The 24094-nt window shown below is 57.8% G+C and carries 21 protein-coding genes and 4 pseudogenes; 12 read left to right on the top strand and 13 right to left on the bottom strand.

Going from position 1 to position 24094, the window contains the following annotated elements; all coding sequences use genetic code 11:
• Window position 1 precedes the first annotated feature (1 nt).
• The 7 genes and pseudogenes from F0169_RS10070 to arnC form a co-directional block, all read right to left on the bottom strand.
• A pseudogene (locus F0169_RS10070) lies at window positions 2-1377 on the bottom strand (UDP-glucose dehydrogenase family protein).
• The gene (gene arnF / locus F0169_RS10065) at window positions 1374-1787 is read right to left on the bottom strand and encodes a 4-amino-4-deoxy-L-arabinose-phosphoundecaprenol flippase subunit ArnF (protein ID WP_122250947.1); all 414 of its coding nucleotides are present in this window, start codon (window positions 1785-1787) and stop codon (window positions 1374-1376) included. Before arnF ends, F0169_RS10070 begins: the two are co-directional and overlap by 4 nt.
• Window positions 1784-2131: a 4-amino-4-deoxy-L-arabinose-phosphoundecaprenol flippase subunit ArnE gene (arnE, locus tag F0169_RS10060; RefSeq protein ID WP_152746409.1), complete on the bottom strand. Its 348-nt coding sequence runs from the start codon at window positions 2129-2131 to the stop codon at window positions 1784-1786. Before arnE ends, arnF begins: the two co-directional genes overlap by 4 nt.
• Window positions 2128-3780, bottom strand: a complete 1653-nt coding sequence (arnT, locus tag F0169_RS10055; RefSeq protein ID WP_058412071.1) for a lipid IV(A) 4-amino-4-deoxy-L-arabinosyltransferase — start codon at window positions 3778-3780, stop codon at window positions 2128-2130. Before arnT ends, arnE begins: the two co-directional genes overlap by 4 nt.
• Window positions 3777-4660, bottom strand: a pseudogene (gene arnD / locus F0169_RS10050) (4-deoxy-4-formamido-L-arabinose-phosphoundecaprenol deformylase). Before arnD ends, arnT begins: the two are co-directional and overlap by 4 nt.
• A complete protein-coding gene (gene arnA / locus F0169_RS10045; protein WP_152746408.1) occupies window positions 4660-6651 on the bottom strand; it encodes a bifunctional UDP-4-amino-4-deoxy-L-arabinose formyltransferase/UDP-glucuronic acid oxidase ArnA in 1992 nt (663 codons plus the stop codon). The pseudogene arnD and the gene arnA overlap by 1 nt, the downstream one beginning before the upstream one ends.
• Window positions 6648-7688: an undecaprenyl-phosphate 4-deoxy-4-formamido-L-arabinose transferase gene (gene arnC, locus F0169_RS10040; protein WP_152746407.1), complete on the bottom strand. Its 1041-nt coding sequence runs from the start codon at window positions 7686-7688 to the stop codon at window positions 6648-6650. The genes arnA and arnC overlap by 4 nt, the downstream gene beginning before the upstream one ends.
• A 437-nt stretch (window positions 7689-8125) precedes the next feature.
• Here arnC and F0169_RS10035 point away from each other — a divergent pair, with 437 nt between their 5' ends.
• Together F0169_RS10035 and F0169_RS10030 are read left to right on the top strand one after the other, a co-directional pair.
• Window positions 8126-8950 carry a M949_RS01915 family surface polysaccharide biosynthesis protein gene (locus F0169_RS10035; RefSeq protein WP_058412067.1) on the top strand — a complete coding sequence of 275 codons (825 nt, stop codon included), beginning with the start codon at window positions 8126-8128 and terminating at the stop codon, window positions 8948-8950.
• Between the two features lie 108 nt (window positions 8951-9058).
• A pseudogene (locus F0169_RS10030) lies at window positions 9059-9972 on the top strand (site-specific integrase).
• Between the two features lie 44 nt (window positions 9973-10016).
• On the opposite strand, the gene F0169_RS10025 reads toward F0169_RS10030, so the two are convergent.
• Both F0169_RS10025 and F0169_RS10020 read right to left on the bottom strand, forming a co-directional pair.
• A complete protein-coding gene (locus tag F0169_RS10025) occupies window positions 10017-10874 on the bottom strand; it encodes an SDR family oxidoreductase (protein WP_058412065.1) in 858 nt (285 codons plus the stop codon).
• A 99-nt stretch (window positions 10875-10973) separates the two neighbouring features.
• Window positions 10974-12181 (bottom strand): annotated as a pseudogene (locus tag F0169_RS10020) (multidrug effflux MFS transporter).
• Window positions 12182-12229: 48 nt separating this feature from the next.
• Here F0169_RS10020 and F0169_RS10015 point away from each other — a divergent pair.
• On the top strand, window positions 12230-12751 hold the full coding sequence (locus tag F0169_RS10015) for a DUF2251 domain-containing protein (protein ID WP_341869093.1): 522 nt from the start codon (window positions 12230-12232) through the stop codon (window positions 12749-12751).
• A gap of 142 nt (window positions 12752-12893) precedes the next feature.
• The gene (locus F0169_RS10010; protein ID WP_172979395.1) at window positions 12894-13373 is read left to right on the top strand and encodes a hypothetical protein; all 480 of its coding nucleotides are present in this window, start codon (window positions 12894-12896) and stop codon (window positions 13371-13373) included.
• A gap of 52 nt (window positions 13374-13425) precedes the next feature.
• Here the strand turns inward: F0169_RS10010 and F0169_RS10005 are convergent, their stop codons facing one another.
• The 3 genes from F0169_RS10005 to F0169_RS09995 all read right to left on the bottom strand — a co-directional run bounded on the left by F0169_RS10005 (window position 13426) and on the right by F0169_RS09995 (window position 15632).
• Window positions 13426-14130 carry a helix-turn-helix transcriptional regulator gene (locus F0169_RS10005; RefSeq protein ID WP_152746406.1) on the bottom strand — a complete coding sequence of 235 codons (705 nt, stop codon included), beginning with the start codon at window positions 14128-14130 and terminating at the stop codon, window positions 13426-13428.
• Window positions 14131-14272: 142 nt separating this feature from the next.
• Window positions 14273-15178 carry an NADP-dependent oxidoreductase gene (locus tag F0169_RS10000; protein ID WP_152746405.1) on the bottom strand — a complete coding sequence of 302 codons (906 nt, stop codon included), beginning with the start codon at window positions 15176-15178 and terminating at the stop codon, window positions 14273-14275.
• 112 nt (window positions 15179-15290) lie between these two features.
• Window positions 15291-15632, bottom strand: a complete 342-nt coding sequence (locus F0169_RS09995) for an antibiotic biosynthesis monooxygenase family protein (RefSeq protein WP_241679093.1) — start codon at window positions 15630-15632, stop codon at window positions 15291-15293.
• A 926-nt stretch (window positions 15633-16558) separates the two neighbouring features.
• Between F0169_RS09995 and F0169_RS09985 the strand changes: the two genes are divergently transcribed.
• Window positions 16559-16813: a transposase gene (locus F0169_RS09985; RefSeq protein ID WP_241679092.1), complete on the top strand. Its 255-nt coding sequence runs from the start codon at window positions 16559-16561 to the stop codon at window positions 16811-16813.
• A 148-nt stretch (window positions 16814-16961) separates the two neighbouring features.
• Here the strand turns inward: F0169_RS09985 and F0169_RS27360 are convergent, their stop codons facing one another.
• Complete coding sequence (locus F0169_RS27360) at window positions 16962-17435, bottom strand: hypothetical protein (RefSeq protein WP_172979394.1); 474 nt, start codon at window positions 17433-17435, stop codon at window positions 16962-16964.
• A gap of 101 nt (window positions 17436-17536) precedes the next feature.
• Between F0169_RS27360 and F0169_RS09980 the strand changes: the two genes are divergently transcribed.
• From F0169_RS09980 to F0169_RS09950, 7 genes are all read left to right on the top strand, one after another.
• A complete protein-coding gene (locus tag F0169_RS09980; RefSeq protein ID WP_341869092.1) occupies window positions 17537-18385 on the top strand; it encodes a trans-sulfuration enzyme family protein in 849 nt (282 codons plus the stop codon).
• Window positions 18386-18596: 211 nt separating this feature from the next.
• Complete coding sequence (locus tag F0169_RS09975) at window positions 18597-18929, top strand: carboxymuconolactone decarboxylase family protein (protein WP_152746404.1); 333 nt, start codon at window positions 18597-18599, stop codon at window positions 18927-18929.
• Between the two features lie 39 nt (window positions 18930-18968).
• Complete coding sequence (locus F0169_RS09970) at window positions 18969-20075, top strand: alkene reductase (protein ID WP_152746403.1); 1107 nt, start codon at window positions 18969-18971, stop codon at window positions 20073-20075.
• Window positions 20076-20102: 27 nt separating this feature from the next.
• The gene (locus tag F0169_RS09965; RefSeq protein WP_057725565.1) at window positions 20103-20321 is read left to right on the top strand and encodes a tautomerase family protein; all 219 of its coding nucleotides are present in this window, start codon (window positions 20103-20105) and stop codon (window positions 20319-20321) included.
• A 110-nt stretch (window positions 20322-20431) separates the two neighbouring features.
• A complete protein-coding gene (gene kefF / locus F0169_RS09960; RefSeq protein ID WP_152746402.1) occupies window positions 20432-20953 on the top strand; it encodes a glutathione-regulated potassium-efflux system oxidoreductase KefF in 522 nt (173 codons plus the stop codon).
• A 1-nt stretch (window position 20954) separates the two neighbouring features.
• Complete coding sequence (gene kefC, locus F0169_RS09955; protein ID WP_152746401.1) at window positions 20955-22784, top strand: glutathione-regulated potassium-efflux system protein KefC; 1830 nt, start codon at window positions 20955-20957, stop codon at window positions 22782-22784.
• A gap of 211 nt (window positions 22785-22995) precedes the next feature.
• Window positions 22996-23874, top strand: coding sequence for a DMT family transporter (locus tag F0169_RS09950; protein ID WP_482822450.1), 879 nt, complete (start codon window positions 22996-22998; stop codon window positions 23872-23874).
• The last annotated feature ends 220 nt before the right edge of the window (window positions 23875-24094 follow it).

Here is a 24094-nt window from a genome sequence, read left to right as displayed (position 1 = left end):
ATCAGGCTTCCTTGGCCTGTGCCCAGTTTTGCTGAGGAATCGGCAGTTCGCAGGAGTCGCCCCGACCAATCGGGAAGTATTTGAAGCCTTTGCGCGCCAGGCGCTCGCCGTCGTACAGGTTGCGACCGTCGAAGATCACCGGGTTTTTCAGGCGGTGGTGGATCAGGTCGAAATCCGGTGCTTTGAACTGCTGCCATTCGGTGCAGACGATCAGTGCATCGGCGCCGCTCAATGCCGATTCCGGGGTGCCGAGCAGCGTCAGGCGTGATTCGTCGCCGTAGATGCGCTGGGTTTCTTGCATGGCCTCGGGGTCGAAGGCGCGCACATTGGCGCCCGCAGCCCAGAGTGCTTCCATCAGCACGCGGCTCGGTGCATCACGCATGTCGTCGGTGTTGGGCTTGAAGGCCAGGCCCCACAAGGCGAATGTCTTGCCGTTCAGGTTGCCCTTGAAGTAGGCATTGATGCGTTCGAACAGCTTGCTTTTCTGGCGCTGGTTAATCGCTTCCACGGCTTCCAGCAGGTCGCTGGAGCAATTGGCCTGTTTGGCACTGTGGATCAGGGCACGCATGTCTTTGGGGAAACACGAACCGCCGTAGCCGCAACCCGGATAGATGAAGTGGTAGCCGATGCGCGAGTCGGCACCGATGCCAAGGCGCACGGCTTCGATGTCGGCGCCAAGGTGCTCGGCCAGCTCGGCAATCTGGTTGATAAAGCTGATTTTGGTGGCGAGCATGCAGTTGGCGGCGTACTTGGTCAGTTCGGCGCTGCGCAGGTCCATGAAGATGATGCGGTCATGGTTGCGGTTGAACGGCGCGTACAGGTCGCGCATCACTTCGCGCACTTCTTCGCGTTCGCAGCCGATGATGATGCGGTCCGGGCGGCGGCAGTCGGCAACGGCCGAGCCTTCCTTGAGGAATTCCGGGTTGGAGACAATATCGAAGTCCAGGTAGCGCCCGGCAATGCGCAGGTTCTTTTCGATGTGCGCGCGCAAGGTGTCGCCGGTGCCGACCGGGACGTGGATTTCTCCACCAGAATCACCGGCTCCACACGGTGACGCGACACCGCATCGCCTACCGACAGTACGTATTTGAGGTCTGCCGAGCCGTCTTCGTCCGACGGTGTGCCGACGGCGATAAACAGCACTTCACCGTGTTCGACCGCGAGCTTTTCATCAAAGGTAAAGTGCAGGCGCCCGCTTTCGAGGTTTTCCTTCACCATCGCCGCCAGCCCCGGCTCAAAGATAGTCACGTGACCTTTTTGCAGCGACTCGACCTTGTTTTTGTCTACGTCCATGCAGATCACATCGTGGCCGACTTCGGCCAATACGGTGGCCTGCACCAGACCAACGTAACCACTACCAAATACACTGATTTTCATGGGGTATTCCTGGGACTAATGCTGCTAGTACGACGAGAGTTAATGACCAGAACGCCGAGGATGACCAACGCCACCCCCAGGGTTTTTGAAAGCGAAAAATCTTCGTTGAACACCGGCAGGCTGGCAGCCAGCAGGTAGACCAATGCGTAACTGATGCTGAGCAGCGAGTAGGCGCGGCCCAGCGGCAAGTGTTTGAGCGCGCCGAGCCAGCAGAGCATCGACAGCGCATAGGCGATGATCGCCAGCACCACAACGCCCAAGGCGCTCAGGTCGATGCTGTTGCTGTAAAAAGCGTTCAGCCATTCAGTCGGCAATGGCAGGCGCGTCATGCTCCAGCGCATGCCCAGCTGGGCCGCGCTGACCAAGCCGACGCTGCCCAGTGCCAGGGCAAAGCCTTGCGCGCGGCTCATACGTGGCGCCCCAGCAACACAACGCCGCCGATCACCAGCGCGACACCGAGCCAGTGACGGCCATCGATGTGTTCATGAAAGACAAAACGCGCCATCAGCGTGACCAGTACAAAATTCAGGCTGAGCATCGGGTAGGCGACGCCGACTTCCAGGCGTTGCAGCACCAGCAGCCACACCAGCAAGCCGAGGCCCAGGCACATGAGCGCCGACCACAGCCACGGTTCACGCAGTTTCGGCGCCCAACCGTCGGGCTGGTCGCGCCAGCGTTCTACGGCAAACTTCTGCGACACCTGGCCCATGCAGGTGAGCAAGCACGCGCTGACTAAAAGCAGCAGCGTGATCATTGCGCGACCTGTGAAAAAATCAGAATCACGATATTGCCTTGCTCGTAACGCTTGCCGTCTTGGGGCAGCAAGTTGACTTCGGCCACTTCATCGTCGCCTTTGACCCGCATCACCACGCCGACCGGCCCCTGTTTGCGCGCATCACTCATCCATTGCTGAACCTGGGTGAGGTCAACCTTGCGGTGGGCGGTGTCAGGGTAGGCGGTGCCGTATTTGACTTCGCCGATGGTGTTGTAAAGCGCGACATCCGGCCGTCCCAGACGCCATGACAGGGCCGATGCGGCGCCCAAGTCATTGCTGAGCAAGGCGGTGGTCGATTGCAGCTCTTGCAGGTGGTCGATGATGAACGCGTCCGGGGTTTTGTTATAAACCACCGAGTGCGGCAGCGCGGCGGGCACGAGGAGCACCAGCAAGCCGCTGCCGATCATCGGCGCGGCCCACAGTGTCAGCGGGCGCGCGACCTGCAGCAGGCTGACCACGACCCAGCCGAACAAGCACACAAAGACCAGCACCAGGCTGAAGGTTTCGTCAGCGTCATACACCGACTGCTTGATTTGGAACCAGCTGAGGGCCAGCACCGCGAGCACGCCAATCGCCAGGTTCAACCCGCCGTTGATGCGCAACACGCGGCCACGGCCCTGCGCAAGCTTGTCGCTCAAGGTCGAGCCCATCAGCAACGCCAATGGCAGCAGGCACGGCATGATGTAAGACGGCAGTTTGCCTTTGGCCAGGCTGAAGAAGGCCAGCGGCATCAACAACCACAGCAGCAGGAACGCCGTCTGCGGCAGGCGTTTTTCCTGCCACGCCTGTTTGAGCGCGGGCGGCAGCAGCGCGACCCACGGCAGCGAGAACGCGACGATCAGCGGCAGGTAGTACCAGAAGGGCTCGGCGTGCTGGGCGTCGTCACCGGCAAAGCGCTGGATATGCTCGTGCCAGAAGAAGAAGTTCCAGTAGTCCGGCTCTTGCAGGTGCACGGCCAACGCCCAAGGCAGGCTGACCAGAATCGCCACGACCACGGCGAGCACGCCATACCTCAGTAACTCAGCAAAACGCTTCTGCCAGATCGCGTAGGGCAGGGCGATCAACACTGGCAGCAACCACGCCAGGAAGCCTTTGGTCATGAAACCCATGCCGCAGGCGAAACCGAGCAAGGCCCAGGCCCACAAACGGCCACGGCGCGTGCTGCTGTCGAAGCAGAACCACAAGGCGGCACCGGTCAAGTTGACCCAGAAGGTGAATTGCGGGTCGAGGTTGGCATACCCGCCGAGCATCGCCACGCTGACAAAGCTCATGTACAGCACGCAGCTGACCAGGCTTTTTTGCGGGTCGTTCCACAGCCGGCGCGACACCAGGTAGACCAGCAGAATGCTCAGCGCGGTACTCAAGGCCGAGGCAAACCGCACGCCGAACAGGTTCTGCCCGAACATCGCCTGGCCCAGCGCGATCATCCAGTAGCCGGCAGCGGGTTTCTCGAAGTAGCGGATGCCCATAAAGTGCGGCGAGGCCCACTTGCCGGTCAGCAGCATTTCCTGGCTGATTTGCGCGTAGCGGGTTTCATCCGGGATCCACAGGCCGTGGGTGGCCAGCGGCAACAGGTAAAACACGCCAAACGCCAACAGGAGCAGGGGCAATGCCCAGCGCCGGATCATGCTTGTTGTACTCCGAGCCAACCCTCGCGGCCGCTGAGTGCGCCGCGTACCAAGTGTTGCCGGGGCAGGGTGGTCACGTCCGCGGGCAACAGCTCGCCCAAGGGTTGGAAGTCGATGCCGCGCTGCCCTGCCTGGGCGAGCAACTGGCGAAAATCTTCAGCCATCAGAATCCCTTCTACTTCTGCGTGGATCGTGTAGACGTTGAGTGTTGACTCGGCAAACCGGTCAAGGATGAAGCCGTTGAAGTCTTTGGCAGCCACCACCGGCCCGACGACTTCGTCGAAGGTCGGCAGGTCTACCGGAATTTGTGGGGTGCCCGCACTGCCATCGGCCAAGGTTGGACGAAACAGGCTGGTGCCCCGGCAATCACTGTTGTAGCGAAAGTTGAAGGCTTGTTTGGCTTGCACCACGCGCTCATCGGCACGCCAACCGGCGGCCGCTGAACAGTCGATGCGTTCACCGAGGATGTCGCTGAGCGTGTCGACGCCACGGCGGATCTGCTCGATCAACTGCGCGTCGCTCCAGCGCCCGGTATTGGCCTGCCAGCCGTGGTGATCCCACGCGTGCAGGCCAACTTCGTGGCCGGCGCCTTGGCCTGGCGCATCAAGTGCCCCAGGTCTCGGCCAATCGGTTTGCCCGGCCAGGCAGTGCCGGCGAGCAAAATATCCCAGCCATACAGGCCGGCGGCATTCGAACGCAGCATCTTCCACAAAAACTGCGGGCGGATCAGGCGCCACAAGTGGCGCCCCATGTTGTCCGGCCCAACGCTGAAGAAGAACGTCGCTTTAACCCCGGCTTCATCCAGGGTTTCAAGCAACCTTGGCACGCCTTCACGGGTGCCACGGTAGGTGTCGACGTCGATGCGCAAGCCTGCCTTCATTACTTTTTGTCCGCGATTTCGAGCATGGCTTCCTTGAGGAAGAAGTCCAGGGTGTTGCCGATGGTTTCGCTCATCTCAACGGTTGGCTCCCAGTTCAGCAGGCGCTTGGCGTTTTCGATGCTTGGCTTGCGGTGCGCCACGTCCTGGTAACCGGTGCCGTAGAACGCCTTGCTTTCTACGTCGCGGAAACCGGCGAACGGCGGGAAGTTGCTGCGCAGCGGGTGAGCTTCGAACTGACGCAGCAGTTCTTCGCCCAACTGACGAATGCTGGCTTCGTTTTCCGGGTTGCCGATGTTGATGATCTGGCCGTTGCAGGCATCGTTGTCGTTATCAATGATGCGCGCCAGGGCTTCGATGCCGTCAGCGATGTCGGTGAAGCAACGCTTTTGCTCACCCCCGTCGAACAGGCGGATCGGCGTACCTTCGACCAGGTTGAGGATCAACTGGGTGATAGCGCGCGAGCTGCCGATACGCGCCGAATCCAGACGGTCCAGGCGCGGGCCCATCCAGTTGAACGGGCGGAACAGCGTGAAGTTCAGGCCCTTGGCGCCGTACGCCCAGATAACGCGGTCGAGCAGTTGCTTGGAAACCGAGTAGATCCAGCGTTGCTTGTTGACCGGGCCAACCACCAGGTTCGAGGTGTCTTCGTCGAAGTACTGGTCCTGGCACATGCCATAGACTTCGGAGGTCGACGGGAAGATCACGCGCTTGTTGTACTTGACGCAGTAGCGAACCAGTTTCAGGTTCTCTTCAAAGTCGAGTTCGAACACGCGCAGCGGGTTGCGGGTGTATTCGATCGGCGTGGCGATGGCCACCAGCGGCAGCACCACGTCGCACTTCTTGATGTGGTACTCGATCCACTCGGTGTGGATGCTGATGTCACCTTCCACGTAATGGAAGTTCGGGTGGCTGCGCAGGCGCTCGATGGCGTCGGAACCGATGTCCAGGCCGTAGACTTCGTAACGGTCGTCACGCAGCAGGCGCTCGGACAAGTGGTTACCGATAAAGCCGTTCACGCCGAGGATCAGCACACGTGTGCGGCGTGGCTTGCGGCCGGACTCGGCGCCGCGCAGCACGGAGCCGTCGACCAGGCCGAGTTCATTGGCCAGCGACGGGCCAGCCAGGTACAGGCCGTTGTCATTGCGCTGACCGAACTTGATCACCAGCGAGTCTTCAGCGCAGGCGATGCGCAGCGGGTTGACGCTGATTACGCGGCCTGGCGCCAGGCCTTCGTTGCCCTTGACCACTTCGGCTTGCCACACGATCAGTTTGTGCTCGCCCACCGCGCAAAAGGCGCCGGGGTACGGTTGAGTAACGGCACGCACCAGGTTGAACAGTTGCTCGGCGGGCTGGTTCCAGTCCAGTTTGCCATCGGCGGCGGTGCGGCGGCCGAAGTAGCTGGCCTGGCTTTCGTCCTGAGCGGTTTCAGTCAGCTTGCCCTGAGCCAGTTGTGGCAGTGCATCGCGCAACAGGTTGACCGCAGCGTCACGCAGCTTGGCGTGCAGGGTCAGGCCGGTATCGCTGCGCTCGATGACGACTTTTTGCTGGGCCAGGATCGCGCCGGCATCGGCACGCTTTACCATGCGGTGCAGGGTCACGCCGGTTTCGGTTTCACCGTTTACCAGCACCCAGTTAGCCGGTGCGCGGCCACGGTATTTAGGCAGCAACGAGCCGTGCAGGTTGAGCGCGCCTTTGCGCGCGGTGGCCAGCAAGGGCTCGCTCAGCAGGTTGCGGTAGTAGAACGAGAAGATGTAATCGGGGTTGAGCTTGGCAATGCGCTCGATCCACAGCGGGTGGTTGGCGTCTTCCGGGGCATGCACCGGGATGCCGTTGCGCGCGCAGAGTTGGGCGACGGAGCCGTAGAAATTGTTTTCCTTGGGGTCATCGGCATGCGTGAACACGGCAGCAATGTCGTAGCCGGCGGTCAGCAGGGCTTCAATGCCTGCACAGCCAATATCGTGGTAAGCGAAGACAACAGCTTTTGAATTCATGACGAAACCTGATCGGAAGGAGAAGTAGAGGTGGAGGTATGCGAGGACACCAGGCCGTCAACGACGACCACGGGTGCCGGGGCTACGGGTTGGTTACGCAGCACTTTCTCAATGAAGAAGCGAGGGCGGGCGCGCACATCGCTGTACATGCGGCCCAGGTATTCACCCAACAGGCCCATGCCGATGAACTGGCCACCGGTGAACACGAACAGCACCGCGAACAGTACAAACATGCCATCGCCAGCCCATTCGGCGCCGAAGGCCAGGCGCAGGATGATCAGCGCGAAGGCGAACAACACGCCCAGTGCGGCCAGGCTGAAGCCGACAATCGAGAGCAGGCGCAGCGGCGTGGTGGTCATGCAGGTCAGCAGGTCGAACATCAGGCTGACCAGGCGCATCGCGCTGTATTTCGACTCGCCGTGTTCACGCTCGGCGTGGTGCACCAGAATCTCGGTGGTATGGCGCGCAAAGCCGTTGGCCAGAATCGGGATGAAGGTGCTGCGCTCGCGGCAGGCGAGCATGGCGTCGACGATGGTGCGCCGGTAAGCGCGCAGCATGCAGCCGTAGTCGGTCATGGCGACGCCGGTGGAGCGTTGCACCGCCAGGTTGATCAGGCGCGAAGGCCAGCGGCGAAAGGCCGAGTCCTGGCGGTTATTGCGTACGGTGGCAACCACGTCGTAGCCCAGCGCGGCTTGTTCCACCAGGCGCGGAATTTCTTCCGGCGGGTTCTGCAGGTCGGCGTCGAGGGTAATCACCACCTCGCCCCGGCACTGCTCGAAACCGGCCATGATCGCCGCATGCTGGCCGTAATTGCGGTTGAGGATCACCGCCACCACATTGCTGCCTTCTTCTGCAGCAGCGTCTTCGAGCAACTGGGCCGAATGGTCGCGACTGCCATCATCCACCAGGATGATTTCGTAGTCGTAGGCGAGTTGCTTGCAGGCTGCCGTGGTGCGACGCAGCAGTTCAGGCAAGCTCTCTTGTTCGTTGTAGACCGGGATGACGATAGACACGCAATGAATAGGGTACGGTTTCAAAGATTCATGACCTCGGGGCTAGAGCAGGCTGGAGCGTGAAAACTGATTAGGCGTAGCGTGGTTTTGCAGTGTTCACTGGACGGTGCTGAGGACGCTCAACGCTTGTTTATTAGCTTTCAGATTAAAGACCAAAATTGTGAAAGGTAAAGTGTAATCAACAGGTTAGTCAGTAAACACGCCACGGGTTCTCACGTCCTGGGGCCAAGATTAAGCGCAAAAATGTTCAACGAATATGAAAGGCAGATGAAAAACTCGTTTATTTGACAGGTAGACAGCTAGGGTTCAGCTACGTAACTCAAGGGTCAGGCGTACCTTGGCGGGGTAAAACCCAGGCGATTTTCCCGGCGCCCGGTGTGTTGCCGGTTTTATTCAACAAACTTCTCTGCATTGCCCCTCAAGTGCCGGTAAAGTAAGCCATCTCTTGCCAGGGTACTCGGATGAATAGCGTGCAGCTTTTACGCGGCCAGTTGCGGCCCGCGCTGATGGGATTATTGATGGCTGTGGCCTGTGTCACCACGGTGACGGTTCGGGCCGATACCGAGGTAGCACTGACCACGCTTGACCAAGTGCCGGAAGGCGTCGAGGTGCGCGGCAAACAAGTCGCCGCCTACACGTGGGACGACCGCCAGGGCAAGAATTTGCTGGTGCTCGCCGAACACGTCAGCGAGCGTGACGATGACGGCACGCAATCAGCATTTGTCTACGCGGCCCAATACCTGCTCGGCGGCGACCACCCCAAACGCGTGTGGATGCTCTACGACGATGTGCAGCATTGCCAATTCGACGCCGCGCTGCGCTTTGACATGGCCGCCACCAAGGTCACCGACCTGGGCGGCGATGGCATCACCCAGGCCACCGTGGGCTATTCGCGTACCTGCACCAGCGACGTCAGCCCCAACGAATTCAAGCTGATCATGCATGTCGGCAAGTCCGAGAAGTATCGCCTGCGCGGCGTCGACCGCGTGGGGGCGAGCTGGTGGGACGAGGAGTCCGGCGCGCTGCGTGGCATGCCGTTGCCCAAAGACTGCAGCGTTGCAGCGCAACAGGCGCTGGTCAGCCAGTACAAGGAGCAGGGCACCGAGTTACCGTTGCCGGGCTGCTACGCCGATGAGAGCGATTTTACCAAGGCGCCGGACACCTACTTGGCGTTTATGCGTCAGCATTGGTTTGCGCTGATGCAGAAGCAGGATGCCGACTGGGGTCAAGCTCAAACCCAGCCTCAGCCTGAGGCCTCAATCGAGGATGATGAGTCGGCCCCTTGATTTTGTGCCAGGGCCGCTCCTGCGTTAGACTCGGCCTTCGCCAATTCACTAAATACCTCGATTAAACAATGGCTTGATCGAGGTATTTAATCCAAAGGCTGATCTACCTTGACTGAGTCTATCCGCAACCCGCTGACGCTTTACCTCACCCGCCTGGCGCCCTCCAGCCAGTTGACCATGCGCTACGTGCTGCAGGACGCCGCCGACCGCTTGGGGTTCGAAGACACCAACCTCGAAGAAATCGACTGGCATTTGCTGCAGCCCGAACACGTGATTGCGTTGGTGGCGGCGTTGCGCGAGGACGGCTACGCGCCGAATACGTCGTCGCTGTATGTGAACGCCGTGCGCGGGGTGATCAACGAAGCCTGGCGCATGAGCCTGATCAGTCAGGACCATCTGCTTAAAATGCGTTCGGTCAAGGCCACGCCCGGCACCCGCTTGGGCAATGGCCGCAACCTGCGGCGTCGCTGATCCGCGAAATGATGGAAGTCTGTGCTGCCGACCCGAGGCCGCAAGGCCTGCGCGATGCGGCAGTGATCGGCATTCTGTATGGCTCAGGCATGCGCAAATCGGAGTCGGTCAACCTCGACCTGGCGCAGGTCAACTTCGATGAACGCAGTTTGCGCGTGACCGGCAAGGGCAACAAAGAGTTGCTCAAATACGCACCGCAGTGGGCGTTTGCCAAGTTGCAGGCGTGGCTGGAATTTCGGCGCGGGCAGCTCAAGAACGGTGAACAGGACGATACCTTCCTGTTCAATCGCATTCGCCGAGGCAGCCATATCACCCGCGAGCGCATCACCAAACATGCGATTTACTACATTGCGCGTCAGCGTGGCGAACAGGTCGGTGTGAAGATCATGCCGCACGACTTCCGGCGTTCTTTCATCACGCGAGTGATTGAAGAACACGACCTGTCGATTGCGCAGAAGCTGGCGCACCACACCAACATCCAGACCACCGCCAGCTATGACGTTCGCGACGACAATGAGCGGCGGCGGGCGGTGGACCGGTTTGACCTATAGCCAAAGCGTGTGGGAGCCAGCTCCCAGATTAGTTGGGTGATGCCTCAGAGGATCGGTTTGCCACCGGTAACCGCGTAGCGTGAGCCGGAGATGTAGCTGGCTTCGTCCGAGGCGAGCAATACATAAATCGGCGCCACTTCTACCGGCTGGCCGGGACGCCCCAGCGGGGTTTCGCTGCCGAAGCTTTTTACGTCTTCGTCGGTCATGGTCGCCACAATCAGCGGCGTCCAGATCGGACCTGGCGCTACGCTGTTGACCCGAATGCCCTTGCTGCCGAGCAACTGAGCCAGGCCACCGGTGAAGTTGGCAATCGCGCCCTTGGTGGCGGCATACGCCAGCAGGGTCGGCTTGGGCATGTCCGAATTGACCGAACTGGTGTTAATGATCGAACTGCCAGCTTTCATGTGGGGCAGGGCAGCCTTGCAGATGCGAAACATCGCAGTGATGTTGATATCGAAAGTCTTCACCCACTCTTCATCCTCGATCTCTTCAAGGGTTTCGTGGGTCATCTGGAACGCGGCATTATTGACCAGCACATCAATGCGGCCGAACTGTTCAACAGTCTTGTCGACGAGCGCCTGGCAGGTGGCTTTTTGCGCTATATCACCGGGCAACAGCAGGCATTGACGGCCGGCTTCTTCAACCCAGCGCGCGGTTTCCTTGGCGTCTTCGTGTTCATCCAGATAGGCGATGGCCACGTCGGCGCCTTCACGCGCAAACGCGATGGCGACGGCGCGCCCGATCCCACTGTCAGCGCCGGTGATCAGCGCAATTTTGTTGGCCAGACGACCGGAGCCTTTGTAGCTCTGCTCGCCACAGTCCGGGTAGGGGTCCATTTTCTTCTGCGAGCCAGGCACGGATTGGGCTTGCGGCGAGAAGGGTGGGCGCGGGTAATCAGTCATCAGAGTCTCCATAGCGTTTTAAAGGTGCTATGGGTTTAGTAGTTTTCCGTTCTCCGATAGTTGTAACGGATGCCCGCAAGGCCCGACGAATGGTCAATTTCAGTGAGGCGAGGGCGCAGCACCGAGATGAGCGGGTAAACGGCGCAGCGTCCACAGCGCGGTCAGCATTGCCGCTGAGGCGCACACTGCGATGCCCACCAGCATCGGCGCCGGGGTGTGGTCGGCGTAAAGCCCAACCAGGCTCATCGACAGCGCAGCAGTTATCATCTGAATCGCGCCCAACAGCGCCGATGCAGAGCCGGCTACGGCGCCATGGTCTTCCAGCGACAACACTCCGGCCGCTGGCAACAACAGGCCGAGAAAACCAAAACCGATAAACAGCAGCGTCATCATCAGCGCGAGGTTATCGGCCCACAACGTGGTGGCTGCCAGCGCAGCCATCACCGCCGCCACGGCGATCACTGACCAGCGCATCAGCGGTGCCAAACCAAAGCGTGCACTGAGGCGCGCAGTCAGTTGGCTCATGGCAAAAAACGACGCGGCGTTCAGCGCAAAGCACAGGCTGAACTGCGTCGGCGTGAGGCCGAAATACTCGATGTAAACAAAGGGCGCGCTGCCGATAAACACAAAGAACGTGGCCAGGCCAAAACCACTGACCACCGCCAAACCGATAAATACCGGGTCACGTAACAACGCCCCGTAACTGCCAATCGCGCTGCCAAGGGTTTTGCCCACACGGCGCTCGGACGGATGGGTTTCCGGCAATTGCACGACGGTCATCAACAGGCATAACACTGCCACGACAGCCAGCACGGCAAACACTTCGCGCCAGCTCCACAGTGAAATCACTACGCTGCCGGCCAGCGGCGCGAGGATCGGCGAAACACTCATCACCAGCATCAACAGTGCCATCAGGCGCGCGGCTTCATGGCCGGTATACAGGTCGCGAACGATGGCGCGGGGAATCACCATGCCGGCGCACGCACCAAACGCTTGCAGGGCACGAAAACCAATCAGCACTTCAATCGTCGGGGCCAGCGCGCAACCGACGCTGCCCACGGCGAAGATCACCAACCGGCGTAAATCGGCGGCTTGCGCCCGAACACATCGCTGATCGGCCCGTAGAACAACTGGCACACGCCAATGACCATGAAAAACACTGTCAAACTCATCTGCACCGCGGCCGGTGAAGCCTGCAGGCTGGCGCCCAGGGTGGGGAGGGCGGGCAAGTAGCTGTCGATGGCGAACGGGCCGATGGCGGTGATTAACCCCAACAACAAGGCGAGGTGGGCGATACTTCGAGGCATGGGATTCCTGAGGTGAGGCAAAAGTCCGGCCAGCTTAGAGAGTGGGCCGTGGGTGTACAAGGTGGTGCTTGTGCAGATTCGCGTGACGCAATTTGCCGTTGCGATCCGCAGGCGGCTGTTGGCATTATTCAAGAACCCGACATTCAACCTGTGAAGGAAGACCCGATGCCAATCTACCTGGCGGCCGAATCACCCTTGAAGGTGGGCCAAAGCACAGTCATCGAAGCACCAGCGGAAGAGGGCACCTACGTTGTGGTATTTGAAGACGACGAAGACACCGGCTACTTCTACGCGCTGGACACCGCGGTTGAAGGCAACGCGATCCAGGACGCGCTGCATATTTACAACGTCGCGGACGTTTCGGACAAACACAAACCCTCCAGCGTGAAGATCGGCTGGTCGGTTGATCACAGTAAGGCGGTGCTGCTGATCAATGATTACCCGCACGCGATATTCGATTTCACCGCGAAACAAGGCTATTGCCGTAGCGGATTTCCCCCGCAAAGCGGCGAGGATTGGTCCAGGCACGGTCACGAGTGGGATGATGCGGCGCTTGAGTTGTTTGCGTGACGCGGCACGTGCTTTAATATAACTATACTAAATAGTCATTTAGCATAGTTATGCATGATTGGAATATTAAAGAAGGAGTAGTGGATAGTTTTTGACGTCATATCAATCAAGCGCGATCAGCACACATTGAGGACAATCAGTTATGCAAACTAACCGACACTATCCAAAAAATCCTCCACGCGTTGGCTCGATCTTACTGACATCACATGATTCTCTCGCGCATGAAAATGAAATCCCCAAGGCTCGCGCAACTGAAGCCCTGAAAATGGCCGACGACATTGCCAATGGTTTTGAGGATGACAGTCACCACTTGGTAGCGCTGATGCTGCTTCTGTCAGATGTCCCCGCCGACCCTTTGCTCAAAGCGTCTGCTGCACAGAAAGGCTCTGTGCTTGGCTTGGCAGCCCTTGGCTATCTAATATCCCGTGGTGCTGGCGGCGCAACAGCACGTCGAATTTTGAGCGAAGGTGGCGGCGTTTTTTTGCTCAAGCTAACCGGTAATCAAGATGCTCCAGGCGCTGAAATCAAGATGTTCAGTACCTGGCAGGCGTATCAGGATTTTCTGGAGCCTATCCTGCGGGACGGGAATTTTGGAGCGCAGAAGGTTTCGGCATTTTCGTGAGGAGGTAGTCCAGAGACGATTTTGGAGCCCGTCAGTGGCTCCAAATCCGTTGTCAGCACGTCTCACCACGGGCGTTACAGGGCAAGATCTCGTGAGTACGCCATTGTTTAATCAGCTGGCGCCGGTTACGACTGTAACGCTCGGCCAATACCTCCAGTTGCGAAATGTCATCCAGGGAAATCACTCTGAATTTGTCATCTGCCTCACACCAGGCCGCCAAGAAACGTTTTGCGTCTATAAAACCCAGCATAATCGGCCAGACAACCTGGTCTTCAATCGTTGCATGCGCAAGCGCCAGCGAGATACGCAGCTTGCACTGATCGCGTAGTGCACGACGGACCTCACTGAGGTCGATCGGGCTGAGAGGCGCAGAGGGGCTGCTTACGTAGAATGTCTCATCGTCGAAGGCCGGACGCATTTCCAATGGCAACACGGCATTGATCTTGGCCAAGGCGTTTTTGACGGCGAAGGCGAACTTGTCATCCGTCTGCCGACTGACCCATAAGGCGCCGGCTACCAGCGCCTGTATTTCTTCTTCGGTGAACGAGAGCGGGGGAAGCAGGAACCCAGGCTTGAGAACATAGCCCAAACCAGGCTCACCCTCGATATCGGCGCCCATGCCCTGCAATGTCAGTACATCTCGACGTATGGTGCGAAGTGACACCCCCAGTTCTTGGGCAAGTGTGCGCCCCGATACCGCTATGCGGTGTCGCCGCAGCACTTGCATCAGCTCAAACAATCGGTCACTTCTGGCCATTGCTATTCCATCTCGATGAGGGCTTCAACGCCTTGCCGCGTTGGCAAGCTTATCCAGAATATCAATGCACGGCGACCGGATAATGGGTCAGCGTTTAAACCTGTCGCGGCCCATTGATAGAAGCCGCGAGTCGGCGTTGCGATCAAGGCATCGTTATGATGAGCTTGCCGGCAACATGCCCGGCGGCACTTATTTCTTGCGCAGTCGCGATCTGCTCAATCGAGAAGGTTTGCTCGATGTGCAGACGAAACGCTCCTGTGTCATACAGGCGCGCCGCTTCTGCAAACGCGGTCTCGGGATGTTCGAGCGATGTAGCGGAAAACACCACGCCATATTGATGGGCCGTGACATCGGAAGTGGAAACAACTCGGGTCGGGTCGCCAACGATCTCAACTAACTCGGCTATTGTGCCGGCCCCAGCAAGGTCTAACGCTGCGTCAACGCCTGCAGGCGCCAACGCATGCACGCGTGCGGCCAAGCCAGGTTCGTAGGTGGTCGGAACAGCGCCCAAACTGCGGATATATTCATGTTTGGGTGCGCTGCCTGTACCGATCACAATTGCGCCGCGATGGCGTGCCAATTGAATCGCGGCGGTACCAACTCCACCCGCAGCACCCGTTATCAGCAGGGTCTCGCCAGCCTTGATACCGACATGGTTGAGGATGCGTGTCGCCGTCTCGACGATGACCGCCAAGCCGCCTGCCACCTCCATTGGCATGTTGTACGGAGCTCGCGCCCAGCACCTCAAGACCGCGTATTCCGCTAACGTATTCCGACCGTAGCCAAACACCGCATCGCCGACTGCGACACCTGAAACACCATCGCCGACCTCATCAATGATGCCTGCTGCCTCGCTGCCAACACCCGCTGGAAAGGTAACGGGCATGAAGTCATGAACATACCCCGCACGCAACTTCCAATCGATGGGATTAACGCCTACGGCTTGCACTCTAATGCGCACCTCACCGGGGCCGGCGTGCGGCGGGTCTACGTCGACGATGTTCAAGACTTCAGTGCCACCATATTGATTAAACTGAACGGCTTTCATATCGATACCTTTTAAAATGGCGTTATACAGACCCGACTACAGTTGAGTTCGAATGCTTGCGTCCATTGGTTCAGGCGGCCTCATCGCTAGGCCGTACATAAATTCTCAACAGCTACTTTCTGAAACAAGTGGGGACGGAACACAGCCGACGCCGGATGTGCTTGGCGATCTCGCGGAATTCTGGTTGCTTGAAGGCGGCGCGCCATGCTTGTGCAGACTCGAAAATCGCGTAGTTGAGGTAAGTTGGGCTGTCTCCCAACGCCCGATGAAGCTGCGTAGAAATAAAGCCAGGTTGCCTTTTCATGAAAGCGGCATCAGCTGCCCAAGACACTAAAAAAGCCGCCTCGTCGGCAGGCGCTACCGTGCACAGGTTGACCAGCACTATAGGGGCGGCGTCGATTCCCATTTGCTGGCTTAACGGGAACGAAGGATCGAGAGGCTCAACACTGGACATGATCTATCTCCTCAATTGGATACTGATTCAGTTGCCAAGGCGATAACTGACTCCTGTGCGCTAATTCGTCCTGGGTTTTGCCTTGTCGATACAGGGTAAGCAGGCAGGAGGACAGTTTCTGGCACCAGGGTTGTGCGGTGTCTGCTGGGTAGCGTTTCCGCCGCCATGGTTAGGCTGATGGCGTTGCAGGCTACAAAGCTGAGCGGAAGAGCCCTCAGTCGGATATTCGTGGGTACGCATAATGTATATTATGTTAAATAATGGAATCAGGTGCCCGCCGATAAAACTGATTCTACGCTCTGGTACCCGGAAGTGAAGATCGAAATTTCAGAGAAGTAAAAATCTAAATTGCGGAATTGTTCCTGCATTTGGATATTTCCTTCCATCTTAGTGCTACTCGAACGTCCTGAGATTCAGATGGGCGAGCTACCGGCCTGCTCAATCTGAGTCAACCCGACCTTCAGCTTTGATTCGACGAATTGGCTTTAGCACTATCGATCCGTCGACCAACTCGATGCTTAAGAAATCACCCAAACCGACGCCCATTGCCGCTAGTATATTCGGTGGGAGATCTATGACGATGTCCCCGCTGCTATCACCTGGATCCCGGCATATCAAAGTAGTTGGCAATGCATCACTCATTGGGTGCTAGCTCCGTTCTCGACCGAAATATTTTAGACGATATCGTACACCGACATGTGCGGAGGTTTCCGGCTTCATCGTAATACCACCGTTGGATCTCCTTCCAGAGGTGTTGCGATGTGCTTTGACATGATCAAACCCGCATTTCATCGTGATTTCTCACACTCCACGCCCAGTCCCCCTCAAGACTTTGAGTGCATGAAGGAGTGCTCGTGAACTGGCCTAATGATTTTGGACACTTCAATCGGGCGCTATGATAGCGCCCAAATCTGAGGTGTTTGGATATGCGTAAATCTTATTCGAGTGAGTTCAAGCTCAAGGCTGCCAGCATGGTGTTGGATGAAGGTCAGCCGGTTACCGAAGTCTGTGCCAGCCTGGATATCGGCCCCACAGCCCTGCGCCGCTGGGTTGATCAAGTGCAAAAAGAACGCTTGGGCTCGACTCCGGTGGGGGCCAAGGCGATTACCGCTGATCAACGAGAAATCCAGAGACCCTATCAACTTCAAGTTGCCGATCTACAGGCGGAGTACCAAGCGTGATCGTTGGATTGATCTCGTAAGAGGATGGAAGAAGGGATGGAGATGAACCTGACCACCCTGATGTGGGCCAGCGTCGCACGTGGACAATCACTCAGGCTCAAACCACCGAGCATCAAGTGATCATGCCGGCGTCAGCGACTACATCGACTTAACGTCCACCACCTCGACGTAGCGAAATTTCTTCCGGGCAGCCTTCACCGCCTCCTGCTCCGCCAGCAACTTGCTCAGGGTGTCGGCTTGATGGATCATGATCGACCTTCTCCGCCTTGCGGACGTATTCAATGATCACCGCACGTGTGAGGCGAAATAGCCCCTGAAAGGTAAAGGTGAGCTTGTCATCGTCTTCACAGGTTTCCCGGTGACTGGCGAAATGAAGAAATTCTTTGGTCAAATGCTTGAGCGTGTGGACGTAGCCGGAGCGCACGCCATAGAGGTTTTGTAGTGCGGCTTCCAAATCGCGACGCCCAATCGGGTGTTTTTGTGCGTCTGCTTGTACGGTGAAGTAATCGGCCGGAAGGTGAGCCAGGATAAACTGCCCAAACCGATAACTCAGGCGTGGATGAATGACGTCTAGTACCGCGTCCTTCACCGCTTGCGCAGAGTCGTGATCGATACGATCCAAAGCCTTGTCCCCCCCTCGCCTCTTTTCTTCGGGAATGTCCGACCACTGGGGTTCGTGTCCATCAAATTTCTGAACCAGTGATTCGATGCACATAACCAGCAGTGTGTATCAGAGCGTTTGCTGAACACGTCGGCAGCCGGCTAGGCATCGAGGTCTCGTATTACGACCCGACAATCGGTGTTGGCATCATTGATTTTATCCAGCCGAACACAAAAGCCATTTACGCCGAGTCTCCCGGCTCTTTAACCCTGGAAATCCCCGACATTCGCGCAATCGCCAAGGTTGCCCGTGAACATGACATTCTGGTTATTGCAGACAATACCTGGGGAACTCCGCTCTACTTTCCGTCGCTGGAGCTTGGCGTGGACCTTTCGATCATGGCGGCAACGAAATACATCGTCGGCCATTCCGACGCAGTCCTGGGGACCGTCTCGGCTTCAGCACGAGCCTGGGATCGCCTCAAGAAATATCACTTCAATATGGGCTTATTTGCGAGTCCGGACGACGTGTCGCTGGCCCTTCGAGGTATGCGAACACTTGATGTGAGGCTTGAGCGTCATTTCAAAAATGCGATCCGTGTGGCCAAGTGGCTAGAAACCCGGGAGGAAGTAGAGGCGGTTTACTATCCAGCATTGGAGTCTCACCCTCAGCACGACCTTTGGAAAAGAGATTTCAAGGGAGCCTCGGGCCTGCTTTCGTTCCTGACTAAACCATCCTCGCAGGCGGCGGCGGATGCGCTTTTAGACGACTTATCACTATTCTCGATTGGTTACTCCTGGGGTGGCTTTGAAAGCCTGGCGATGATTGCAGATCCTAGGGCAGTAAGAAGTGCAACGACGTGGGCAGCAGAGGGGCACCTCGTCCGCCTTCATATTGGTCTGGAGGATCCAGAGGATCTTATTGCAGATCTGGAATGCGGCTTTGAGCGGTTCAACCGCATGCGCGAGTAATGCTCAGCCCGTCAGTGGCTGAGGAGGTTCAGGCATGCGCCTAAGGTTTTTCGGAGCACCGCTCGCTGGAGCCAGCCCGACAACGACTCGGCCCCTAAATGTCGTTGATAGTAAATATCGACGGAACAACATTGAATACCTACCAACTGGATGGTAGCGTATATCAAAGTTAAACAACGCTCTCATCCCACTCCTCCCTGTGAGAACTGCCATGCAAGATTGGAAGCAAACCCGTAAAGACATCAACGCCCGCTTGATGGAGCTCAATGCGCTGACCCCAGAAACCATGAAAGGCATGGCAGCGCTCGGCGGCGCCGGTGCCAAAACCAACCATTTGGATGCCAAGACCCGCGAGTTGATCTCCCTGGCGGTTGCGGTGACCACTCGCTGTGACGGTTGCATTGCCTTCCATGCCGCCGAAGCCAAGAAAGTCGGTGTAACCAGTGAGGAAGTCGCTGAAGCATTGGGTGTGGCTATCAATATGAACGCCGGCGCCGCGCTGGTCTACAGCACCCACGTGCTGGACGCGTTCGATAAGTCATAACCCGCCTGCTTTCAACCCTTTACGACTTCGAGATGACTCATGAATAAGCTGTTTACTCCTTACAATTTGTCCGGCCTGGCTTTGGCCAACCGCGTGGTGATGGCTCCGATGACCCGGACGCGCACCCCCGAGAACATTCCCAGCGATCTGACCGTGCTCTACTACGCACAACGTGCGTCGGCCGGTTTGATCATCACCGAAGGCCTGCCAGTGTCGGAGGAAGCCCGTGGCTATCTGTATACACCGGGCCTCTACACCGATGAGCAAACTGCAGGATGGCGCAAAGTCACCGATGCCGTGCACGCAAAAGGCGGCAAAATCTTCGCTCAGCTGTGGCACGTCGGCCGGCTGTCCCACGTGTCGCTCCAGCCGGGTAACGCCGCGCCGGTTTCATCGGGCACCATTCCCGCGACCACGACCATGGTTTATGCATGGGCCGAACCAGGCAAAGAAGGACCAGTCCTCCCGAGCAAACCCCGCGCATTGACAACCGATGAAGTCCAACGTGTCATCCAGGACTTTGTTTCTTCCGCCCGCAGGGCAATGGATGCGGGCTTTGATGGCGTCGAGCTGATGGGTGCCAACGCGTTCTTGTTCGATCAGTTCTTAAGCAGCAAATTGAACACGCGTACCGACCAGTACGGCGGCTCCATCGCCAATCGCCAACGGCTGTTGCTTGAAACAATCGATGCAATGGCAGCTGAAATTGGCTCAGAGAAAGTGAGTGTCCGGGTTTCGCCATTCGGTCGAATCTATGACATGGAAGCCTTCGACGGCGAGGCTGAGACGTGGATGAGCGTGGCGTCAGCTTTAAACGAACGCAATCTGGCGTATGTACATCTGAACTATCAGACCACTATTTCCGCCGCTGGCACGCCTGAAGGCTTCGGGGCAGCTTTCCGTAATGCCTACCGTGGCACCCTGATTGGCGCTGGCGGCTTCACGCAGGAGCTTGCCGATCAGGAATTGGAGAAGGGTGAACTTGACCTGATCGCGTTTGGTACCGCCTTCATCTCCAACCCGGACTTGGTGGCGCGCATGAAGAACGGCTGGCCACTGACCAAAGCGGACCACTCTACGTTCTACGGCGTCATCGGTGCCAAAGGCTATACGGACTACCCGGAATACGCAGCAGCCCAAGCCTGATCTCACTTCAAACATAAGGAGCACACCATGCCACTCGTTACCATCAAAGGCATCGAAGGCGTTTTCACCGACGAACAAAAAGCGGAGGTTATTCGCAAGGTAACCGACGCTATGGTCTCGGTGGAGGGTGAAAACATGCGCGCCCTCACATGGGTCATCTTCGAAGAGGTCAAGAGCGGAGACTGGGGTATTGCTGGTAAACCCATAACGGCTCAGGAAGTCTTGAAGCTGCAAGCCGGTCAATAATCCGTTTCAGCTTTAAACTCCACAACTCCCGCCCGTTGAGCGCCTATGTGCTCAGCGGCCGGGAGTTTTTCCGTTATCACGGATATCCACATTTGTCGGAGTGCACCTCCATGATTCTGATCATTTTTGCCCATCCATACCCCGATAAGTCCCAGGTTAACCAATTGATGCTCAGGCAGGCGGCCAATAATCCAGAAGTGACCGTCCGTTCTCTGTACGCGCTGTATCCCGACTTCAATATTGATGTCGAGGCTGAACAAAATGCCGTAGAACAGGCACAACTGCTGGTATTGCAACATCCCCTTTATTGGTACAGCTACCCTCCGCTGTTGAAGTTGTGGATCGACAGAGTCTTCACCCAAGGCTGGGCCTATGGCAAAGGCGCTACCGGGCTTAAAGACAAAAGCATGCTGTGGGCCGTGACCACCGGCGGCGATCACGATCATTTCGACATCGGCGATTACCCAGGCTTCGACGTGCTGTCTCAACCGCTGCAAGCCACGGCCAGCTACTGCCAGATGCGCTGGTTGAAGCCCGTGACCGTGCATGGCGCGTACGGCGCCGATCACAGCGCCCTGCTCTCTCAAGTACGCCATTACGGCACACGCCTGGCCTCCTGGAAGGAAGATTGATATGGAGACGCATAGCCTGATTGAAATGCTCGTTTACCTGGGCTCGGCGGCTTTGATTGTGCCTATCGCGGTGCGATTAGGGCTGGGCCCGGTGCTGGGCTATCTGCTGGCCGGCTGCCTGATCGGGCCTTGGGGCCTGAAACTGGTAACCGATGTGGAATCCATCCTGCACTTTGCTGAAATCGGCGTGGTGCTGATGCTGTTTATCATTGGCTTGGAACTCGACCCCAAGCGCCTTTGGGCGATGCGTCGGATGGTCTTCGGCGGCGGTGCATTGCAGATGCTGGTATGTGGTGTAGCGATTGCCGTGTTTTGCGCCGCTCTGGGCCTGAACTGGACCGCCGCGTTGCTGGTGGGCCTGACACTGAGCCTGTCATCAACCGCGATCGCGATGCAGGCCATGAACGAGCGCAATATGACGCCGACCGCCGTGGGGCGCAGCAGCTTTGCGGTTCTGCTCTTTCAAGACATCGCTGCGATTCCGCTGGTGGCCATGATTCCGCTGCTGGCCGCCAATGGCAGCACGCCATCCGGCATTGAGCTAGTACTGTCCATTGCAAAAATCGTCGGTGCAATCGTTGCGGTGGTGCTTCTGGGGCAGTACGTCTCGCGCCCAGTGCTGCGTTTCGTCGCACGCTCGGGCCTGCGTGAAATTTTCAGTGCAGTGGCGCTGTTTCTGGTATTCGGGTTTGGACTGCTCCTGGAAGAAGCGGGGCTGTCCATGGCCATGGGGGCTTTTCTGGCCGGCGTGCTGCTAGCCAGTTCGGAATACCGGCATGCCTTGGAAAGTGACATTGAGCCGTTCAAGGGTTTATTGCTCGGGTTGTTCTTCATCGGCGTGGGCATGTCGATCGACTTCGGCACGTTGATCAATGCACCGTTGACCGTCATTACGCTGACGCTGGGTTTTATTGTCATCAAGCTGCTGGTGATCAAACTCCTCAGCCGTTTCCTGAATGTCCCGGCAGAGCAGCGCTCATGGCAAGCGGTATTTCTCGGACAGGGCAGCGAGTTTGCCTTCGTCGTGTTCGGCGCAGCAGCGGTGGCCGGCATCCTGGTCGATCCTTGGGGTAAAAGCCTGACGCTGGCGGTGGCGTTATCCATGTGCGTAACGCCCCTGCTGATCCTCGTGCTCAATCGCCTGGAGTCCGCGAAAAAGCAAGACAACCATGAGGCAGATGACATCGACCAGAGCAATCCTCGGGTGATCATTGCCGGCTTCGGTCGCTTCGGCCAGATCGCAGGGCGCCTCTTGATGTCGTGTGGGTTTGAAGTTGTCGTGTTAGATCATGACCCCGACCATATAGAGACGTTGCGCAAGTTCGGGGTCAAGGTCTTCTACGGCGATGCTACCCGCCTCGACTTATTGCATGCCGCCGGAGCCGACCAGGCCGTGGTGCTGATCAACGCCATTGACGATCAAGACGATAACCTGACACTCACGCGCTTGGCTCAGGAACATTTCCCATCCTTGAAACTGGTGGTGCGTGCCCGCGACATGGGGCACATCATTATGTTGCGCCAGATGGGCATTGAGGCGGTCGAGCGGGAAACCTTTGAGAGCGCGCTGGCCCTGGGGCGCAAAGCACTGGAGCAGCTGGGTATCGGACGTTACGAAGCCCGTGAGCGTGCAGATCGCTTTCGCCGTCTGAACTTAGCGATGCTCGAAGAAATGGCCGCGCAACCGCTGGAAGACACCGAGTACAAATACGATGCCTACAAACGCGCCAATGCGCTGCTGACGGACATCTTCAATGAAGACCGTGCCCATCCTTTTGATAACGGGCCAGGTAAGTCTCAATCGACAACGCAGGTACGTCAGACAGATTAAGCGCAAGGAACAAGCGCCGGTCAGCGCGCTTGTTCTAGCTCCGCGACTGAGCGAAACCCTGGCATGCCCCTAAATGACGTCTCTGGTGGAATACCGCCAGGGGCAGTGCCGCGAATTGATTGCCTCAAGGCCACTACGCTCAAACAATGACGAGCCATAGATAGCCTAACGCATGGTCGGGGCCTTTATCGACTTTTCTCTGGAGAACACCGTGACGCACCCATCCAAAGCGCCGAATACATCAACCACCCGACACGTGGCGCTGCTGACTGGGCTGGCGATGGTAGCCTTTGCCGCTAACTCCGTTTTGTGCCGAGTTGCGCTTCGCTATACCGAAATTGATCCAGCCTCATTTACTCTGATTCGCCTACTCAGCGGAGCGATCATGCTCTGGTTGATCATGGCTAGCAAAAGCCGAACTGAACGCCCTACCGGCACGTGGCTGGGCGGTTGCACCTTGTTTATCTATGCTTTTGCCTTTTCATACGCTTACCTGAATCTCGACACGGGCACCGGCGCGCTGCTGCTGTTTGGGGCGGTCCAACTCTCTATGTTGGGATTCGGATACTGGCATGGCGAGCGGATGCAAGGTCCTGCAGTTGCAGGACTTGCCCTGGCGATTGGCGGCCTCATCGCGTTGTTATTACCCGGCGCAAGCGCGCCCGCACCGGGGAGTGCGGCGATCATGCTGCTGTCTGGCATTGCATGGGCGGCATACTCGCTCATTGGCAAGCGTGCGCATGACCCATTGGCCTCTACAACCGGCAATTTCATGCGCGCGGTACCCATGATGTTGATTGCGACAGTTCCGTTTATCCCTGACACCTCGATCGACATGTCAGGAGTTCTGTACGCGATAGCCTCTGGAACTCTTGCGTCAGGCGTAGGCTATGCCATCTGGTATGCAGCCCTTCGCTCACTGTCATCGTTTCGGGCAGCGACCCTGCAGTTGAGTGTGCCCATATTGGCGTCGTTGGCCGGCGTATTCATCCTCGATGAACCGCTCACCTCTCGCTTGATCCTGACGTCGTTGGCCGTATTGGGAGGGATTGGAATGGTGCTAAGCGCCAAGCAGTCAGCACGAGAATAAGTGGCCTAGGAGATAGCATTTAATGCAGTGCGGGGAATCTTTGGCGTGATAAGTCTTCAGCAATATAAAGCGCAATAATCAGTGTGGTTCTGCTGCCTAAAAGCGGTCCGACGCGCAGTTCACGAAGACCTGCAATGAGGACCGCGCGCGCCCATGGTTGGCGTGTGCGATGTCTATCCCTTGGACAAATACTGACAGCGTGCTCGCAGACCGATACTGC

This window comes from Pseudomonas kitaguniensis, from assembly GCF_009296165.1.
GTDB classification, from domain to species: Bacteria; Pseudomonadota; Gammaproteobacteria; order Pseudomonadales; family Pseudomonadaceae; genus Aquipseudomonas; species Aquipseudomonas kitaguniensis.
The sequence above is the reverse complement of the archived record's forward strand: the minus strand, read 5'-3'. Positions and strand labels throughout refer to the sequence as shown.

Coding starts and splice junctions, on each gene's coding strand:
- F0169_RS09985 (WP_241679092.1), top strand. CDS start 16,559: ATGCGTAAATCTTATTCGAGTGAGTTCAAGCTCAAGGCTGCCAGCATG.
- F0169_RS09995 (WP_241679093.1), bottom strand. CDS start 15,632: ATGTCCAGTGTTGAGCCTCTCGATCCTTCGTTCCCGTTAAGCCAGCAA.
- kefF (WP_152746402.1), top strand. CDS start 20,432: ATGATTCTGATCATTTTTGCCCATCCATACCCCGATAAGTCCCAGGTT.
- F0169_RS09970 (WP_152746403.1), top strand. CDS start 18,969: ATGAATAAGCTGTTTACTCCTTACAATTTGTCCGGCCTGGCTTTGGCC.
- arnF (WP_122250947.1), bottom strand. CDS start 1,787: ATGAGCCGCGCGCAAGGCTTTGCCCTGGCACTGGGCAGCGTCGGCTTG.
- F0169_RS09965 (WP_057725565.1), top strand. CDS start 20,103: ATGCCACTCGTTACCATCAAAGGCATCGAAGGCGTTTTCACCGACGAA.
- F0169_RS10035 (WP_058412067.1), top strand. CDS start 8,126: ATGAATAGCGTGCAGCTTTTACGCGGCCAGTTGCGGCCCGCGCTGATG.
- F0169_RS10000 (WP_152746405.1), bottom strand. CDS start 15,178: ATGAAAGCCGTTCAGTTTAATCAATATGGTGGCACTGAAGTCTTGAAC.
- arnE (WP_152746409.1), bottom strand. CDS start 2,131: ATGATCACGCTGCTGCTTTTAGTCAGCGCGTGCTTGCTCACCTGCATG.
- F0169_RS10010 (WP_172979395.1), top strand. CDS start 12,894: ATGCAAACTAACCGACACTATCCAAAAAATCCTCCACGCGTTGGCTCG.
- F0169_RS09975 (WP_152746404.1), top strand. CDS start 18,597: ATGCAAGATTGGAAGCAAACCCGTAAAGACATCAACGCCCGCTTGATG.
- F0169_RS10005 (WP_152746406.1), bottom strand. CDS start 14,130: ATGGCCAGAAGTGACCGATTGTTTGAGCTGATGCAAGTGCTGCGGCGA.
- arnA (WP_152746408.1), bottom strand. CDS start 6,651: ATGAATTCAAAAGCTGTTGTCTTCGCTTACCACGATATTGGCTGTGCA.
- arnT (WP_058412071.1), bottom strand. CDS start 3,780: ATGATCCGGCGCTGGGCATTGCCCCTGCTCCTGTTGGCGTTTGGCGTG.
- kefC (WP_152746401.1), top strand. CDS start 20,955: ATGGAGACGCATAGCCTGATTGAAATGCTCGTTTACCTGGGCTCGGCG.
- F0169_RS10025 (WP_058412065.1), bottom strand. CDS start 10,874: ATGACTGATTACCCGCGCCCACCCTTCTCGCCGCAAGCCCAATCCGTG.